Source organism: Chryseobacterium sp. (assembly GCF_041914225.1).
In the GTDB taxonomy this organism is placed as follows: Bacteria; Bacteroidota; Bacteroidia; order Flavobacteriales; family Weeksellaceae; genus Chryseobacterium.
The window spans coordinates 1-16,572 of the sequence record NZ_JAYSDT010000021.1; the positions used below are offsets into that span (position 1 = coordinate 1).

Here is a 16,572-nt window from a genome sequence, read left to right on the forward strand (position 1 = left end):
TACTCATTACTTATAATCTGCCTAGCCCTGATAGGAATGGTTACCCCGCAGCAGGTGTTGGAGCGTGGGAGAGTTTGAGGGTGGGAGACGCTGGCGCGAGGAGTAAAAATGTATAGCAGGAAATAGCTCCTGAAAAGTTTGAGAGTCAGAGTGTGGGAGAGTTGGAGAGTTTGAGAGTGATACCTTATAAAGAAAAGGAAAGTAACAATCACAAATCTTAACTACTTCTAGTAATGGTTTTCTTTTTATGATTCAAGTTTTCAACTATAAGAATAGATGTAATAATGATAAAAAGAGACTGACATTTTTTTTGATTCCTTACATTTGCAGTGCATTCCGGTTTCTAAGGAATGAAATGAGTTTATATATGGCAGACAGAAAATATAAGGAAACAGTTCATACAGATAATAACCACTACGAATATATTACAGTAACAAGCGACGAGAACAGCGTCAGAATCTATACTTTGAAGAATGGATTAAAGGTTTTTCTTGCTCAGAATTTTGATGCTCCGAGAATACAGACCTTTATTCCCGTAAGAACAGGAAGCAACAATGACCCTGCTGATAATACAGGACTGGCTCATTATCTGGAGCATATGATGTTTAAGGGGACTTCAAAAATCGGAACCCAGAATTGGGAAAAAGAAAAGGAACTTCTTGATCAGATCTCAGCATTATATGAAGAGCATAAAGCAGAGCAGGATCCTGAGAAAAAAAAGGAAATCTATAAAAAGATAGATGAAATCTCACAGGAGGCCAGTCAGTATGCCATTGCCAATGAGTATGACAAAGCAATTTCTTCTTTGGGAGCAAGCGGAACCAACGCACATACCTGGTTTGATGAAACGGTTTACAAAAATAATATTCCGAATAACGAGCTTGAAAAATGGCTGAAAATAGAAAAGGAAAGGTTCTCTGAAATTGTACTTCGTCTTTTCCATACTGAGCTGGAGTCGGTATATGAGGAATTCAACAGAGCACAGGACAATGATACGAGGCTTGTGAATTATGAGCTGATGGATGCTCTTTTTCCTACCCACCCTAACGGACAGCAAACTACCCTTGGAAAACCGGAGCACCTGAAAAATCCTTCAATGAAGGCTATTCACAAGTATTTTGACGAATACTATGTTCCTAATAACTATGCCATGGTATTGGTTGGGGATCTTGATTTCGAAAAAACGATTCAGTTGATTGATCGGTATTTCGGTACTTTACCTTATAAAGAACTTCCTAAAAAGAACCCTGTTATTGAACAACCTCTAACAGAAATTGTCACAAGAACAGTAAAAAGCCCTACTACTCCACGGACTCAGATTGCATGGAGAACGGAAAGCTATGGGACAAAAGAAGCTATGCTGGCCGATATTGTAGCCAATATACTCAGCAACAGAGGGGAAGCCGGATTATTGGATTTACATATCAATCAAACGCAGAAAATGCTATGGGCACAGGCCTTTTCTGTTGGATTAAGACAATACGGCTACTTTTCCATTGTTGCTGTTCCTAAGGAAACACAAACGCTGGAGGAGGCGAAGAATATGGTACTTGATGAAATTGAACTGATCAAGAAAGGAGATTTTCCGGATTGGATGCTGCCTGCTATCATCAATGATTTTAAACTTCAGAGAATGAAAGGGCTTGAAACCGCAGAAGGACTCGCCACTACACTTTATGATTCTTATATAAAAGGAAGAACCTGGGAACAGGAACTGAATGAAATGGATGAATACGCCTCTTTCACCAAGGAAGATGTGGTGAATTTTGCCAATGATTTTTTCAGGGAAAATTATGTTGTTGTTAATAAAGAAAAAGGGGTAAACGATAAATTGATCAGAGTTGAGAACCCCGGCATCACTCCTGTTAAGATCAACCGTGATGTTCAGTCTGAATTTTTAAAAGAGATTCTGGCAGATAAAACTGAGGATATTAAGCCTGAATTTATCGATTATCAGAAGGAAATCATCACTGATCAGCTGAATGGCAAAAAATTAAGTTTTGTAAAGAACAAGTACAACGATATTGCACAGCTGCATTTTATTTTTCCTATGGGAAGTGATCATGACAGAGATTTAGGAATTTCAACTCAACTGCTTCAGTATTTGGGAACCGATACGCTTTCGCCGGAAGACCTGAAAAAGGAGTTTTTCAAAATAGGAATCAGCAATGATTTTAAAACAACGAATGATCAGCTGACCATATCTTTAAGCGGACTGGAAGAGAATATTGAAAAGGGAATTGCCCTTCTTCAGCACTGGATGCATGATGTAAAACCTGATCAGGAGATCTATAATCAGTTTGTAGGAACAGTACTGGAAAACCGCCAGGCTGTCAAGAAAGACAAAAACCGTATTATAACGGCTCTGAATAACTATACAAAGTTGGGAAGCAATTCACGTTTTACGGATGTTATTTCTAAGGAAGAACTTGAAAACAGCAATGCGGAAGTTTTTACAGACAGAATGAAAAAACTATTCAAATATCCTTACCAGGTATTTTTCTATGGTAAAGACTTTGAAAACTTCAAGGGATATATCGGAAAGTATGTAGAACCTGAAAGTCTTCAGATCCCTGATGCCAAGCAATATCCTGAACCTGCAACAGGAGGAAACGTCAATTTCATCAATTATGATATGGTTCAAATGGAAATGAGCAAGATCGGGAAAGGAAACGAGGTGAACCCCAATCATTTTGGAAAGATCAATGTATTTAATGAATATTTCGGAAGAGGATTGTCTTCGATTGTGTTCCAGGAGATCCGTGAAAGTAAAAGTCTCGCCTATTCAGCGTATGTTTCCTATGCAGCGAATTCTGAGCTTAACCATCCTGACTACGTGACCACTTATATCGGCACCCAGCCGGACAAACTGATGATTGCAGTGGATACTCTGAATGAACTGATGACAGAACTTCCTGAAGTACCTATTCAGTTTGAAAATGCAAAGAACGCAGCCCTGAAACAGATTGCATCGACAAGAGTTACCCGAAACAATATATTTTTCAACACCTTAAGATTGAAAAAGCTGAATATTTATCATGATTTCAGAAAGGATATTTATGAGCAGATCCAAAGCCTGAAATTTGATGATATCAAACATTTTTATCAGACAGAAATAAAACCGGTACAATTTAATACGGCCATTATCGGAAAAAAAGAAAATCTCGATATGGAAGCCGTCAATAAAATGGGAACATTCAAAGAAGTAAGTCTGAAAGATATTTTCGGACATTAAAAAACAATCGCCTGGTAGTATTATCAGGCGATTGTTTTTTTAATAAATGATGATCGATAATTGATAAGTTATAATACCTTATTATTCTACTTACGTCATCATACAATCTCCATCGCCATCCTGATAGTTTGGGTTAAAATTATCGGGTAATAATGCCAAAAGGTTCGTATGGAAAAGATATTCTCTTCTGAAATCACGCTCGTAGATATGGGAAAATACTTTTGAGTTTTGTATCGCTTTGTTTAATCCGGTTTGATAAGAGGTGAAGCCTTTCACTTTATGGGTAATGATGAAGTAATTTAAAAAACGGACAACCTCATCTGAATTACTATCCGTAAAAAGATAAGGTATTTTAAGATAGCCATCACGGAGCTGCAACAGAAAACAAGATGTAAGTTTATTGGTTTGATCAAAGATTTTAATCCAGAAGTATTTAAATGTCCCAGCAAAACTCGAAAAAAAGTATTGGTCATCTTTTTTGCCCTCCAGCACCCAGGGGTTGTCTATAAAGATGTTGATCTCATCTGCGTTCCGTCTGTTAGGAAATCCATTAATAAAAACAGCACTTTCCTGATCGATTCTATCCAGCATTTCATACTTGAAATCCGGTTTTTGTGTGGAAAGATTTTTTATTGAAATCAGCCCATTGGCTGCAACATCCAGCAATTGAAAAAGTGGCTTCAGGGATTGCGTTCCCGGTTTTTTTTCGGGAATCATTTTAGCAGCATCTGTTCTGAAATAATAGCGCTTTCCTTCTTTAGGAAAGACATACTCAAACACTCCCATAATATTGTAAAGTGCTTCTGCTTCTTTGGTAAATTCTGTAATGGCAATTCTTCCTTCGTACTCTTCAAAAACTTTTTTCAATAATGCTTTTGCTGGTCTTTTCTTTCTGTATTCCGGATTTACATACAGCGTACTGAGCCATGCATAGCGGATTTTTTTTCCATCAATGTCAAAATGATCCGGAAAACATCCTACATAACCCACCAGTTTTTCTTCATAGAAAGCCAGAATAAGAAGTGTGTCTTCAGCTGATGCTTTTGGATTCTGAATATGAGACAACGCACGATGCCTGGTAACCGGAAGAAAATCATATTGCTGAAAATCTCCGGATGATATAAAATCTCCCAGTTCTTTTCTGTTGTATGTTTTCAGTGTTATCATTTTCTCACAATCGTATTTTTATTGATCAGCTTTTTCAGCCTGAAATAAGCGATTTCCTTTTTCAATATCTGTGCCCCGCTCTCTCCCATTTCCATCGGAATTCTTTGAAAATTTTTCTTTACACTGTCGAGCTTTATGCCGGCACATCCGAAGCTGCAGTAAATTTCTTCATTTTTATAGAGTTCATCAAAAAAATCTTTCCGCACTCCAAAATCGGTAAACGGGAATGCAAAACTTTCATACAGGAAACCATTTTCTTTTACATAAGCAAAAGCTTTATCTGTTGTTTCCATCTGTTCTTTCAGAGATAAATCCCCGTATTTCGGGTGGTCCCAGCTGTGCGATGAGATTCCAAAGCCTTTGCGGGTAAGGTCTTTTAATTCTTCAGTACTCAAATAAGGTTTATAATCTTTGGAGTAAGCTTTAAAGTCTACCTCAAGTTTTTCCGCAAGCCAGTCCAGGATATCTTTTTCCTGATAATTAACCGATAAAATTTTCTTTTGTAAAATGTGTCTTTCAGTATTTTTAAGTGATAAGGTAAAATAAATTTCAGGATCTATGGTTTTTATTTTTTCAACAGCATCTGCCAGCAGGCTTGCCTTACACCTGAACATCATTCCTTTATTATCAATGAAAGCAGGATTGATAAAATTACAGGCATAAATTCCTTTACGTTCCAAAACGGGAGCAGCTACCTCATAAAACTCCCTGAAACCGTCATCAAAAGTAAGCAAAGCAATCTTTTTCGCAGGTTTAAAGTTCCCTGACATAAAATCTTTGAACTCCTGCCAGTTCACAAACTGAAAATTCTTTGAGAGATGGTCCAGATCTTCTTCAAACTGCCTGGTATTCTTATAGCGGATCACGTGCTTTAAATGAGGAAGTTCCCTGTCTGAGACACTATGATAAAGAGGCAGACAGTAATCCAGCGGAAAAGATTTTCCGATATTCTCAGATCCGAAGGCTGCCAGTACATTGATGATCCTGTCTTTCATCTTATTTAAAATAAAAAAGAATCTATTCAAAACTCAATTCAAATAGATTCTTAAAGGTATAACTTTTAAATTATTTTATAATTTTCATTTCATCAATAAGCCACTTTGAGTCAGCAAACTTATCAATGATGAAAAGGATATATTTCGTGTCTACCATGATATTTCTGCTGAAACGCGGATCATAGTTGATATCACTCATAGTCCCTTCCCACTGCCTGTCGAAGTTAAGTCCGACAAGGTTTCCGTTGGCATCCAAAGCAGGACTTCCTGAGTTTCCTCCGGTGGTATGGTTTGTCGCAGTGAATCCTACAGGAACATCACCTGTTTTATCTTTATAAATTCCGTAGTCTTTTTTGTTGTAAAGATCAATCAGCTTCTTTGGAACATCAAATTCATAGTCTCCCGGAACATATTTTTCCATTACTCCTGCCAGGTGGGTCTGGTATCCGTAAGAAACGGCATCTCTTGGTGTAGATCCTTTTACTTTACCATACGTCACACGAAGCGTTGAGTTGGCATCCGGGAAGAACTTTCTGTCCTTATCCGTCTGCATCTGCTGGGCCATGAACGTTTTCTGTAAAGCATCGATTTTTGCCTGCATTGAAGTATATTGAGGATCTGCAGTTTTCATATAGGTTTCCTTCATGGCAACATACAGCTGATACATCGGATCTTTCTTTAAAGTTTTAATCAATTTATCCTGGTTGGAAAACGCTTTATCAATATCTGTAGTCAATGTTGCTCCGTTGACAGCAGTTCTTCCTGTGATGACAGAGTTTTTAGACATATCTTCCACTACAGGAATGTTGGCATTCTCATCTTTATATTTGCTGAATCCTGCCGGTAAAAACTGTGGTGCTGTTTTATTAACGTATAATGCCAGTAATTTTGCTGTTACTTAGCATCAAGTTCTGCACTGTAGTCTTTGTAGAAAGAGGTTAATTTTGATTTTAATTTTGTAAGTTCCTTTTCATCCATTCTTCCGGCTTCCACAGCAGCTACGAAATCATAATAGTCTCCCGCAAGCTTTAAAGTCTCCGCATTTCTGGTCACTTCCGTATAGTAAGCATTGTTTAATGCATAAGGAGCCTGATCATTGTACAGTTTATTCAGCTGGTCCAAAGTATTCTTGATCTCAGGATTTTTAGCAACCAAAGAGCCTTCGTACATTACTTTCTTTTCTACAGCGTTGGATTTTTTCAATCCTTCTACTTCACCAATCCACTTTTTCCAGTAATTGGCTACTGAAGCATATTTTGAGGCATATTTGATACGTGTTTCATTATCAACGCGCATTTTCTCATCCAATGTTTTTAAAGCAACATCACGTACGGCAATTTTTGCAGGATCAATATCTTTCATGATCTTCTCTACAGCAACGGCAGGAAGATATTCCGTAGTTCTTCCCGGGAATCCGAATACAAAAGTAAAATCGTTTTCGTTTTTATCTTTTATTGAAACCGGTAGGTAGTGCTTAGGTACGTAAGGTACGTTGTCTTTTGAATATTCCGCAGGTTTGTTGTTTTTGTCTGCATAGATTCTGAACATAGAGAAATCTCCGGTATGTCTTGGCCAAACCCAGTTGTCCGTATCACTTCCGAATTTCCCGATGCTTTGAGGCGGAGCTCCTACAAGCCTGATATCTTTATAAGTTTCGATGGTATAAGCATAGTATTTGTTACCATAATACATAGGCTTTACCATGATCGACTGGTAAGATTCGATTTTCTGAGCGTTTTTATATACCTCAATATTATTATTGATCTTTTTGGTAAGTTCCGGTTCTGTAAGATGATCCGTACCTTCTAAAATTTGATCCGTAACTTCTTTTATATCTACAATAAAATCTACTTTTAGTCCGGGATTAGAAAGTTCCCCTTCTGTATTTTTTGCCCAGAATCCGTTTGAAAGAAGATCATTCTGAACGGTAGAGTGCGCCTGAATCTGACCGAAACCGCAATGATGATTGGTTAAAAGCAGCCCTTTAGGCGAAATAATTTCCGCAGTACATCCGCCGTTAAACTGTACTACTGCATCCTTAATGCTCGGTTTCTGAGGGTTGAAAATATCTTTTGCAGAAATCTTCATTCCCAAATCCTTCATTTCCTTTTCATTCAGCTCTGTAGGAATCCACATTCCTCCATATTGTTGTGCAAATGCCATTGCAGCTGGCAAAAGAAATACAGATAAAAGTATCTTTTTTGTCATAATCAAAATTTTGCCCCAATTTACGAAGAAAAATATGAACAGGCTTTATAAAACAGATGGAAAAGTTGTTAAGAGTAGGATTTTGAAAATAAGGATAGTCAAAGTGAATTTTGCTTCGCAAGTGAATAGTGAATTTTTATAATCAAACGATAAGTAATTTCATTAAGAATTGACAAGCAAAGCGAATTGACTATTCACCATTCCTTAGATCTGCTGTTTAATGCTCTTCTGGCTCAGTTTTTGTTGATTGGAAGTAACTTTATTATTAAAAACATACTTAAATCTATTATTATGATGAAAAGCAAAATGCTCATGTTGGGAATGGGAGCCGCTCTGTTACTTGCTTCATGTTCTAAAAAGGAAACGACTGAAACAACGGCGACAACAGATTCTGCTGCGGCTGTTCAACCAGCAGCAACAGACAGTATCATAAAAGCAACTCCTACTGCTGTCGGAGATACTTCAGAGAATGCACTGGACTGGGCCGGAACTTATGAAGCCACTGTTCCATGTGCGGACTGCCCGGGAATCAAGACTTCTTTAACGTTGAACAATGATAAAACATTCAGCATTACAGAAGAATATCTTGACAGGAATTCAAAGAATCAGGATAAAGGGACTTTTACATGGGATGCAACAGGAAGCATAATCACTTTAAAAGGTAAATCTGCAAACTACAAATATAAAGTGGGTGAAAATATACTGATCCAGCTGGATATGGAAGGAAAGGAAATAGACGGTCCGAACAAGGATCTTTATGTATTCAAGAAAAAATAAAAATAAAGGCTCCGGCCTTTATTTTTTTGTTCTTACAGCGTCTAGAACTGATAAGCAGTAATTTTAGGATCATTTATCAGACTCCGTATTACTTCTTCATGGTGCCTGTTTTTTCCCACAAGCCTCCAGATAACAGTAAAACTGTCCTGTGAATACTGCTGTTTAATCATCTGATATCTTAAATGATGTTCTTTAAAGATATGCTCACAGTAGCTGATGTCTTCTGCCCTGGTTACAGCAATTCTGTATTCCCTTACTTTATTATAATCATCAATAAAATTCTGAAGATAGGTTAAGGCACTCAAAACGATCAGTACCAAAGCGGTTCCCAGCAGGGCAATATAAACATATCCTGAACCAACTGCCATTCCTATAGAAGCTGTAGCCCAAATGGTTGTAGCGGTGGTAATACCTTCAATTTTATTATCTCCTTTGAAAATAACTCCTGCTCCCAGAAATCCGATTCCGGTAATGATATTGGCAGCAAGGCGGTCCGGGTTTTCAACTCCTATTTTTATAGAAAGAATGGTAAAAAGACAGGCTCCGAAACAGACCAGAATAAAAGTTCTGAGGCCGGCAGACTTATTCCGGTATTCACGTTCAGCACCAATGAACAGTCCCAGAATAACAGAAATGAGGATCAGCAGTAATTCATTTTTGACAATATAATGGTCCTGAAGGAAATCCATAGCTTTTTAATTTAAACCAGGAATAAATTTACAATAAAATACAATTAAAGAACTACTTTTGCCACTCGGATTTTGTCTTGTACATTAAAAAAATATTTCACGAAAAACTTTTGTAATATTACACCTTAACAGCAACAATTCTTGAGATAAAGAATTACGAAGATAATCAACGGCAAATTCGCTCAAAAAAGATCAAAAAATAATACTTATATACATTATGGATAAAGAAATTTCACACTTCTGGTTAGGATATTTTAAAAATGAAGAAGACTTTTACAGTTTCGTGGAAGAAGACGAAAATTATTATATCGAAGAGGAAAGCGAAGATCAGTACGTTTCCAAGTTTGCAGAATCACAGAACATTAAATGGTTTGATGATGATTTTATAGAATATGGCTTCGAAGATGAAAGCCTAAGTCTTTATGACAAGTTTGCAGAATATTCTTATGCTGACCAGTGGCTCCCGATCCTGGAAAGAAAACTGAATGAATTAAGCCTGGATACACCTGTAAATGCCATTATTTTTGCTACAAGATTTGTGATTCCTAATCCTGTTTCTGTGGAAAATGACGATTTTTCGCTGCATTATGTGGGAGAAATAGAGTACGATATTTAATATCAACTTCAGTTCGGGGATATTTGGATTTTACATTATCAGGAAATAAAAGCTAGATTTGTATTTTGTAAAAATAAACACCATTGAAAAAAAACATTTCTATTTTACTTTTTGCTTCTTTAATTGTTTATTCATGTAATAAAACCAAAACAGATGCACCGAAAGCTTCTTTGACGGTAATGAAAAAAGATTCAGTGCAAAACATTATACAAGGAAATCAAGAACTATCAAAAATAGGAAAACAAGTGTCAGATTTTGTTTCCAAGGAGTATGAAATCCAATATGAAACAGAAGGTGACCTCAACCAGGATGGATTTCCCGATAAGGCTCTGGTTCTCAGAAAAAAAGAAGACACTTTAGCACAGAGAACAATGATTGTTCTTTTAAAGAATCCTGATAAAACCTATCGGTTATTTAAAACCTCAGAAGAAGTACTCCCCGCCGAATATAATGATTCAGGTTATAAAATGCATGATCCGGAAGACATCAGTATTGAAAAAGGAACACTGAATATCAATCTCTATGACATCGGACCTTACGGCAATCAGTTCAGTAAATTCAAATATATGAATGACAACAACCTCGTTCTCACCTATATTGAAACTTATAATATGGGAGCTGGTTCTCACTCTGCCCTCTATTACGAACCAATGAAAGGTAAAGTAGCACTTGAAACGGTAAATACTATGGAAGAAGCAATGCCTTCAAAAACTAAAAAGGTATTTGTAAAGAAAGAAAGATTCTTATTTGAAAACATTTCTCCTGATAATGTTGTCACCAATGCTTATAATTCTGTAGAACAAGAGTAGGCTGCCACAGTTCTAATAAAATAAAACTTCCGCCTAAAAAGACGGAAGTTTTTTATATTAAGGTATTATTTTAGCCTGATTAATGCGCTTCCAGCCAGTTATCTCCTACTCCAATCTCCACCAATAACGGAACCTGTGTTTTTAAGGCATTTTCCATTTCTGTTCTGATCAGTTGGGAAGCAGATTCAATTTCATCCGTCGGGGCTTCAAACACCAATTCGTCATGAACCTGAAGAAGCATTTTTGTTTTCAGTTGCTGCTCTTCCAATTCCCTGTCAATTTTAATCATAGCAATCTTAACAATATCTGCTGCGCTTCCCTGAACCGGAGCATTTACAGCATTTCTTTCAGCATGACCTCTTACCACAAAATTGTTGGAGTTAATGTCTTTCAAATGACGTTTTCTTCCCAATATTGTTTCTACATAGCCTAACTGACGTGCTTTATTCACCTGTTCTGCCATGTATTCCTTCAGCTTCGGATAAGTCTCGAAGTAGGCTTCGATCATCTGCTTGGCTTCTGTACGGGATAACCCGGTTTGTTCTGCCAATGCAAAAGCTCCCTGTCCATAGATGATCCCAAAGTTGACGGTTTTGGCCTGGCTTCTCTGGGTTTTGGAAACTTCAGCTAATGGAATTTTAAACAGCTTCGCGGCTGTAGAGGCGTGAATATCCTCTCCATCCTGGAAGGCTTTGATCATGTTTTCTTCTCCTGAAATTTCAGCAATCAGACGAAGTTCAATCTGTGAATAATCGGCAGAGATAATCTTTTTTCCTTCTCCGGAAACAAAAGCTCCACGAATCTGCTGTCCTCTCAGAGTTCGGATCGGGATATTCTGCAGGTTCGGGTTTACACTCGCCAGACGGCCTGTTGCAGCTGTAGTCTGTGAGAAATTGGTATGTACTCTGTTATCATCTTTATCGATCTGCGACGGTAAAGCGTCTACATAGGTTGATTTCAATTTCTGGTAAGTTCTGTACTCCAGAATATGTTTGATGATCTCATGTTTTGAAGAAAGCTTCTGAAGAACATCTTCTGAAGTTGCATATTGCCCGGTCTTTGTTTTCTTTGCTTTCGGATCCAGCTGCATTTTTTCAAAAAGGATTTCTCCCAGCTGCTTTGGTGAATTCATGTTGAACTCTTCTCCTGAAAGTTCAAAGATTTTTGCTTCTAATCCTTTCAGGTCGTTTTCAAGATCCACACTTTCCTGTGCCAGCCATTTTTCATCCAGGGAAATACCGGCCAGTTCAATTTTGGCAAGTACTTCCATCAGAGGCATTTCGATATTGTAGAAAAGTTCTTCCAGGTTTTCTTTTTTAAGCTGTGGTGCAAAAAGTTCGTACAACTGGAATGTTACGTCTGCATCTTCTGCCGCATAATCTGTCTGGGTTCTGAGATCAGCATCTCTGAAGTTCCCTTGCTTTTTTCCTTTCTTTCCAATGATGGTTTCAATGGATACCGGCTTATAGTTCAGGTATACTTCAGAAAGATAATCCATCCCGTGTCTTCCGTCCGGATTCAGCAGGTAATGGGCAATCATGGTATCAAACATGGCCCCTTTCACCGTAATATCGTATTGTTTTAAGACTTTATAATCAAATTTGAGATTGTGCGCCACTTTCAGCAGGTCTTCCTTTTCAAAAACCGGTCTGAAGATCTCCAGGGTCTGCAAAACTTCTGCCCGGTCTTCGGAAAGCGGAATATAATAGGCAAGCCCTTTCTTATATGAGAAGCTCATTCCTACCAATTCAGCTTCCAGCTCGTTCAATGAAGTGGTTTCCGTATCGAAACAAACCACTTTTTGCTGTAAAAGGTTATCTACAAGCTTTTTCTGAGCTTTCGGATTATTGATAAACTGATACAGATGATCGTTATGCTCAATGGTTGATTTTGTAGAGGTAGCCTGCTCCAGTTCTTCAAAATTAGCGAAAAGGTCAAGCTGCATTACCTGTCCTTTAACTTCTGTTCCAGCCGGAGTCTGTTTTACTTCTACCTCGCTTACGACAATAGTTTCTGCCGGCGCCGGAGCAAAAGCTCTGTAAAGGTTTTCGTACAGCCTTCTGAATTCTATTTCATCAAAGACTTCTTTTACTTTTTCAAAATCCGGAGTTTCAAGATCATATTGTTCCTGATGGAATTCTACCGGAGCGTCACAGATAATGGTTGCCAGTTTTTTAGACAAAATCCCACGTTCTGCGGAGGCTTCTACTTTTTCCTTCAGTTTTCCTTTCAGTTTATCCGTATTGGCTAACAGGTTTTCAATGCTTCCGAATTCTTTAAGGAACTTCATTGCCGTTTTTTCTCCTACTCCTTCCAGTCCCGGAATATTATCTACCGCATCTCCCATCATGGCAAGAAAATCGATAACCTGTTTGGGGTCTTCAATTTCATATTTTGCCTTTACTTCTTCTACTCCGAGAATTTCGATATCACCTCCTTTTAAACCTGGCTTATAAATTTTAATTTTATCGGTAACCAGCTGTGCAAAGTCTTTATCTGGTGTCACCATATAGGTGGTATATCCTTCTTTTTCTGCTTTACAGGCAATGGTACCTATTACGTCATCAGCTTCATATCCTTCTACTCCAAGAATAGGAATATGCATTGCTTCCAGAATTCTGTGGATGTATGGAACAGCAATCTTGATCGCTTCAGGAGTTTCGCTTCTGTTGGCTTTATAATCTGAGAAATCATCCGTTCTTACGCTGGCTTGTCCTACGTCAAAAACTACGGCCAGATGAGTTGGTTTTTCTCTTCTGATCAGTTCAATCAAAGAATTGGTAAAACCGAAAATAGCAGAAGTATCCAGCCCTTTGCTGGTGAGTCTCGGATTCCTGATTAATGCGTAATATCCTCTGAAAATCATCGCATACGCATCGATGAGAAACAGCCTTTTATCTTGTGTTGCGTCCATATTATCTATAATGAACAAATATAAGAAAATAGGAGTAAAAGTTGATAGTTTGAGGAAGAGTTTCGGGAATGGAGATTCAGGGTTCGGGGATGCGGGTTGCGGGTTACGGGATGCCGGGTTAAGGTTTCGGACATGTGATATTACAATCACTTTTAGCAGCTATTTTTTTCAAAACTTATTTGTTCATTCTTATTTCAACAGCTTTCCATTCTTATGACAGCTATTCTTATAAAACAAAACAGCATACCCAAGGGCATACTGTTTCTTTTTTTATTTAAGTTTATGGGATTATTTACCAGATGTAGGCCATAGTCCTGCGTACTGAGAATTACCGTAATCAATGGTTTCAGCACTTACTACGAAGCTGATCAGCATACTGTTGCTGTCAATAGCATCAAAGTCTACTTCGTGCTGGATTACATATCCGTTCTCCCATTTCAGAGTGATCAGTGTTCCTTCTTCATGAGATTTGTTGAAGGTGATTTCTCCTACGGTCGGTTTGTATTTACCATTTAATAAACTTTCAAGGATGTCTGATTTTTCAGTAGCTTCTACCGTAACCTTGATGAGTGCATTGGAAGGATCTGATGCTACACGTCCTGATACGTCTGTAGATCTTGATACGCTGTAATTCATTTTTAACAGCTTCTGTCCTTCTCCGTTGTTGAATTTTAAGATTCCTCTTGAATTTCTTTCGGCCATGATTGTAAATTTTAATCGTTAATATTTTGTGATTCAGTGATTGTATAACAAAGATAGAGGCTCTTTACTGCTAAAAAAAACTTTTAAATATAAATCTGAAAAAGTGTAGTAATTCTACGATTTATTGTCGTAATTCTACGACATTAGATTTATACATCATATTAAAATACTGTTTATAAGCATATTACACAAATAAAAGAAGAATCGTAAAAACAAAACATTTCACATATAAAAGACAAATAACATCCGGAAAACCATATGATTAACCTTTATTATATTATTTTCCTTTAATTCTGTTCAAATCTTCCTGATAAAGGTTTTCTCCGTAACTTTTTTTGAAATTTACCGATAGTTTATCTTTAGGGCTTAACGATTCATATTGTTTTATTCTGAGTTTTGCTTCTTCCAATGTGTCCTTCTTATATGGGAACGAGACATTATATTTCTCAACCAGCTGTTTTTTAATTCTGAATAATTTTTCATAGTAAGGAGAATCAGGCAGATTACGTTCATTTTTCTGCTTTTCCTTATACTGAATATAATCTGCGATCGGACAAAGGTTCGTTCCTTTTATTTTAGGCAATCCTCCTTTAGTTAAAAAGTATTCCGCCATATCCAGATCGTCCCTGGCAGCGCTTTCCATAATGTTGCTTCCGTTATAAGAAACATTATTGATGTCAGCTCCATTCTGAAGTAAGTAATCAATCATTTTCTTTTCGGTACTTTCATCCCCTCCAAGGGTCATTGCATCAGATAGCGGGGAATTTCCTACAGCCGGGTTAGGATTGGCTTTATATTTAAAAAGCAATTGCAGCATTTCGTAATTATTAAGTGCGACGGCATGATTCAAAGGAGATTCAAGACCTTCATGAGGCACTATGATATTGGGATCAGCCCCCAGCTCCAAAAGCTTTTCCATTGCTTTTAAATCTTCAATAATGGAAGCATACATCAGTAAGGTATATCCTGTATTTTCCTGCAATTTATTGATATCGATATTTTTTTCCTTAATCAGTTCTTCCATGCCTTTAAGATCTCCGTCAAACATTTTCTGGGCAGCTGATAAAGCGTCTCCCGTAAACATTCTTGAAGGAGGATATTGATTTCTATTTTCGTTTTTACGCGATCTAAGATTAAAATCTGAACAGGAAAAAAGTGTCATGATGGAAAATATTATTAAAATAATTGGTTTCATATTATGTATTATTAGCTACAACATCAGTATTTATAGTGGCCAGCATCGCCTGAAACGCATCATTATATGCGCTATGTCCGCTTCCAATGGTTTTAATTCCAAGCCCTTCATTATCATCAATGTATCCGAAGATTTCATGCTGTTGTCCTAAAGCCCTTGGAACTCCTCCCGTAAGACCGCCAAAAATCGCAATTTTATTAAGCCCCGGAATTCTGGATAAAGCCAATGTAGAGAGCAGACCTTCCCTGTTATTTTGCAGCCCGTTAAGAATATCATTACTTGTACTGTAATTGATAATGTTTGAAGTTGATTTTACGGCACCTTTTTTATCAAGATAATCAAGTGTATTGCCATGTACTCCTCTTGCATTGAAGGTATATCCCGGAAGACCGGTATAATAGGAAGCCATGGCACTGTTTCCTCCTCCTAATGAGTGTCCTGTAAATTTCACTTTTCCTCCGGTAGCATTATCCATTTTTTCAGCGAGCATTCTCGTTTTTTCTATCTGAGGGGTTGCAAAGCCAAGAGCCTGCCCTCCATCTTCAATAAGCCAGTCATGATAAAACTGCATTCCTTTAGGCTCGGATCCCCTGAATGCTACAAAATAATCTCCTGTTTCTTTGTTATAGTATAAAGAGGAAAAGAAACCGTTATCTTTATTGGTGTTGAAATCTTTGCTGTTCAACACTCCGGGACCGAACAGCTTATCCAGCTCAGCCTGATCATCTGTATTGATTCTTGTATACCCTTCAATGTTGGTATTCTTCCCGTTATCTTCGTAAGAATCCTGAGCCATTCTACTGGCAATAGAGGCCTCCTGCAGCTGGGCAACAGGTAAATGAAAGGTAATTTTACCTCCTATGAAACAGTGTAAACTGGAATTTTGCAACAGAGGTTTTTTATTTTCAATTTTTACTTTGGGATGGGTATTTTGCCAGTCGCTTCCCTTGCATAAAAATGAACAGATATTGAGGCAGTCATCTATGAGGGCACTTCCTGCCCAGGCTGCCGCAGCCAAAACAAAAAGACCTCCGGAGAAAGCTGCCGCTACTGCCACACCTGCTAATGCTCCTGCCATCATCATTTCAGGACAAATAAAATTGTCTTTAAACCGGTCCTTTTCCGTAGCCATCAGCTTAGCTCCTTTTTTCAATTTTACTGAAGACTGGGAACTGACTCCAATTCCTATAAGTCTCCGGCCTTTACTACAAGTAAGCGGAGTATCCTGTGCAATATATAATTGACTCATAGTGATGGTATTAATT

The 16,572-nt window shown here is 37.7% G+C and carries 11 protein-coding genes and 1 pseudogene; 4 read left to right on the forward strand and 8 right to left on the reverse strand.

Annotated features, from left to right (window positions below; translation table 11 throughout):
• The first annotated feature begins 367 nt into the window (after positions 1 to 367).
• Positions 368 to 3,235 carry a M16 family metallopeptidase gene (locus tag ACE3RB_RS11175; protein ID WP_374464287.1) on the forward strand — a complete coding sequence of 956 codons (2,868 nt, stop codon included), beginning with the start codon at positions 368 to 370 and terminating at the stop codon, positions 3,233 to 3,235.
• Between the two features lie 90 nt (positions 3,236 to 3,325).
• On the opposite strand, the gene ACE3RB_RS11180 is transcribed toward ACE3RB_RS11175, so the two are convergent.
• The 3 genes and pseudogenes from ACE3RB_RS11180 to ACE3RB_RS11190 all read right to left on the reverse strand — a co-directional run bounded on the left by ACE3RB_RS11180 (position 3,326) and on the right by ACE3RB_RS11190 (position 7,605).
• Positions 3,326 to 4,402: a GNAT family N-acetyltransferase gene (locus tag ACE3RB_RS11180; RefSeq protein ID WP_374464288.1), complete on the reverse strand. Its 1,077-nt coding sequence runs from the start codon at positions 4,400 to 4,402 to the stop codon at positions 3,326 to 3,328.
• Entirely contained in the window at positions 4,399 to 5,397 is a 999-nt protein-coding gene (locus ACE3RB_RS11185) for a polysaccharide deacetylase family protein (RefSeq protein WP_374464289.1), read from the reverse strand. The genes ACE3RB_RS11180 and ACE3RB_RS11185 overlap by 4 nt, the downstream gene beginning before the upstream one ends.
• 70 nt (positions 5,398 to 5,467) lie before the next feature.
• A pseudogene (locus tag ACE3RB_RS11190) lies at positions 5,468 to 7,605 on the reverse strand (S46 family peptidase).
• Positions 7,606 to 7,896: 291 nt separating this feature from the next.
• Here ACE3RB_RS11190 and ACE3RB_RS11195 point away from each other — a divergent pair.
• The gene (locus ACE3RB_RS11195) at positions 7,897 to 8,382 is read left to right on the forward strand and encodes a copper resistance protein NlpE (protein ID WP_374464290.1); all 486 of its coding nucleotides are present in this window, start codon (positions 7,897 to 7,899) and stop codon (positions 8,380 to 8,382) included.
• A 41-nt stretch (positions 8,383 to 8,423) separates the two neighbouring features.
• Here the strand turns inward: ACE3RB_RS11195 and ACE3RB_RS11200 are convergent, their stop codons facing one another.
• Complete coding sequence (locus tag ACE3RB_RS11200) at positions 8,424 to 9,071, reverse strand: MgtC/SapB family protein (protein ID WP_374464291.1); 648 nt, start codon at positions 9,069 to 9,071, stop codon at positions 8,424 to 8,426.
• 217 nt (positions 9,072 to 9,288) lie between these two features.
• Here ACE3RB_RS11200 and ACE3RB_RS11205 point away from each other — a divergent pair, with 217 nt between their 5' ends.
• Positions 9,289 to 9,687, forward strand: a complete 399-nt coding sequence (locus ACE3RB_RS11205) for an immunity 22 family protein (RefSeq protein ID WP_002984151.1) — start codon at positions 9,289 to 9,291, stop codon at positions 9,685 to 9,687.
• Between the two features lie 83 nt (positions 9,688 to 9,770).
• On the forward strand, positions 9,771 to 10,496 hold the full coding sequence (locus ACE3RB_RS11210; protein WP_374464292.1) for a hypothetical protein: 726 nt from the start codon (positions 9,771 to 9,773) through the stop codon (positions 10,494 to 10,496).
• A 79-nt stretch (positions 10,497 to 10,575) separates the two neighbouring features.
• On the opposite strand, the gene polA is transcribed toward ACE3RB_RS11210, so the two are convergent.
• The 4 genes from polA to ACE3RB_RS11230 all read right to left on the reverse strand — a co-directional run bounded on the left by polA (position 10,576) and on the right by ACE3RB_RS11230 (position 16,556).
• Positions 10,576 to 13,410: a DNA polymerase I gene (gene polA, locus ACE3RB_RS11215; protein ID WP_374464293.1), complete on the reverse strand. Its 2,835-nt coding sequence runs from the start codon at positions 13,408 to 13,410 to the stop codon at positions 10,576 to 10,578.
• 288 nt (positions 13,411 to 13,698) lie between these two features.
• Complete coding sequence (gene tssD / locus ACE3RB_RS11220) at positions 13,699 to 14,112, reverse strand: type VI secretion system tube protein TssD (RefSeq protein WP_002984162.1); 414 nt, start codon at positions 14,110 to 14,112, stop codon at positions 13,699 to 13,701.
• A gap of 277 nt (positions 14,113 to 14,389) precedes the next feature.
• The gene (locus ACE3RB_RS11225) at positions 14,390 to 15,274 is read right to left on the reverse strand and encodes an ankyrin repeat domain-containing protein (RefSeq protein ID WP_374464294.1); all 885 of its coding nucleotides are present in this window, start codon (positions 15,272 to 15,274) and stop codon (positions 14,390 to 14,392) included.
• Between the two features lie 34 nt (positions 15,275 to 15,308).
• Positions 15,309 to 16,556, reverse strand: coding sequence for a PAAR-like protein (locus ACE3RB_RS11230; RefSeq protein ID WP_374464295.1), 1,248 nt, complete (start codon positions 16,554 to 16,556; stop codon positions 15,309 to 15,311).
• Positions 16,557 to 16,572: the final 16 nt, after the last annotated feature.

Coding starts and splice junctions, on each gene's coding strand:
- ACE3RB_RS11185 (WP_374464289.1), bottom strand. CDS start 5,397: ATGAAAGACAGGATCATCAATGTACTGGCAGCCTTCGGATCTGAGAAT.
- ACE3RB_RS11205 (WP_002984151.1), top strand. CDS start 9,289: ATGGATAAAGAAATTTCACACTTCTGGTTAGGATATTTTAAAAATGAA.
- ACE3RB_RS11230 (WP_374464295.1), bottom strand. CDS start 16,556: ATGAGTCAATTATATATTGCACAGGATACTCCGCTTACTTGTAGTAAA.
- ACE3RB_RS11225 (WP_374464294.1), bottom strand. CDS start 15,274: ATGACACTTTTTTCCTGTTCAGATTTTAATCTTAGATCGCGTAAAAAC.
- ACE3RB_RS11195 (WP_374464290.1), top strand. CDS start 7,897: ATGATGAAAAGCAAAATGCTCATGTTGGGAATGGGAGCCGCTCTGTTA.
- ACE3RB_RS11200 (WP_374464291.1), bottom strand. CDS start 9,071: ATGGATTTCCTTCAGGACCATTATATTGTCAAAAATGAATTACTGCTG.
- ACE3RB_RS11175 (WP_374464287.1), top strand. CDS start 368: ATGGCAGACAGAAAATATAAGGAAACAGTTCATACAGATAATAACCAC.
- ACE3RB_RS11180 (WP_374464288.1), bottom strand. CDS start 4,402: ATGATAACACTGAAAACATACAACAGAAAAGAACTGGGAGATTTTATA.
- tssD (WP_002984162.1), bottom strand. CDS start 14,112: ATGGCCGAAAGAAATTCAAGAGGAATCTTAAAATTCAACAACGGAGAA.
- polA (WP_374464293.1), bottom strand. CDS start 13,410: ATGGACGCAACACAAGATAAAAGGCTGTTTCTCATCGATGCGTATGCG.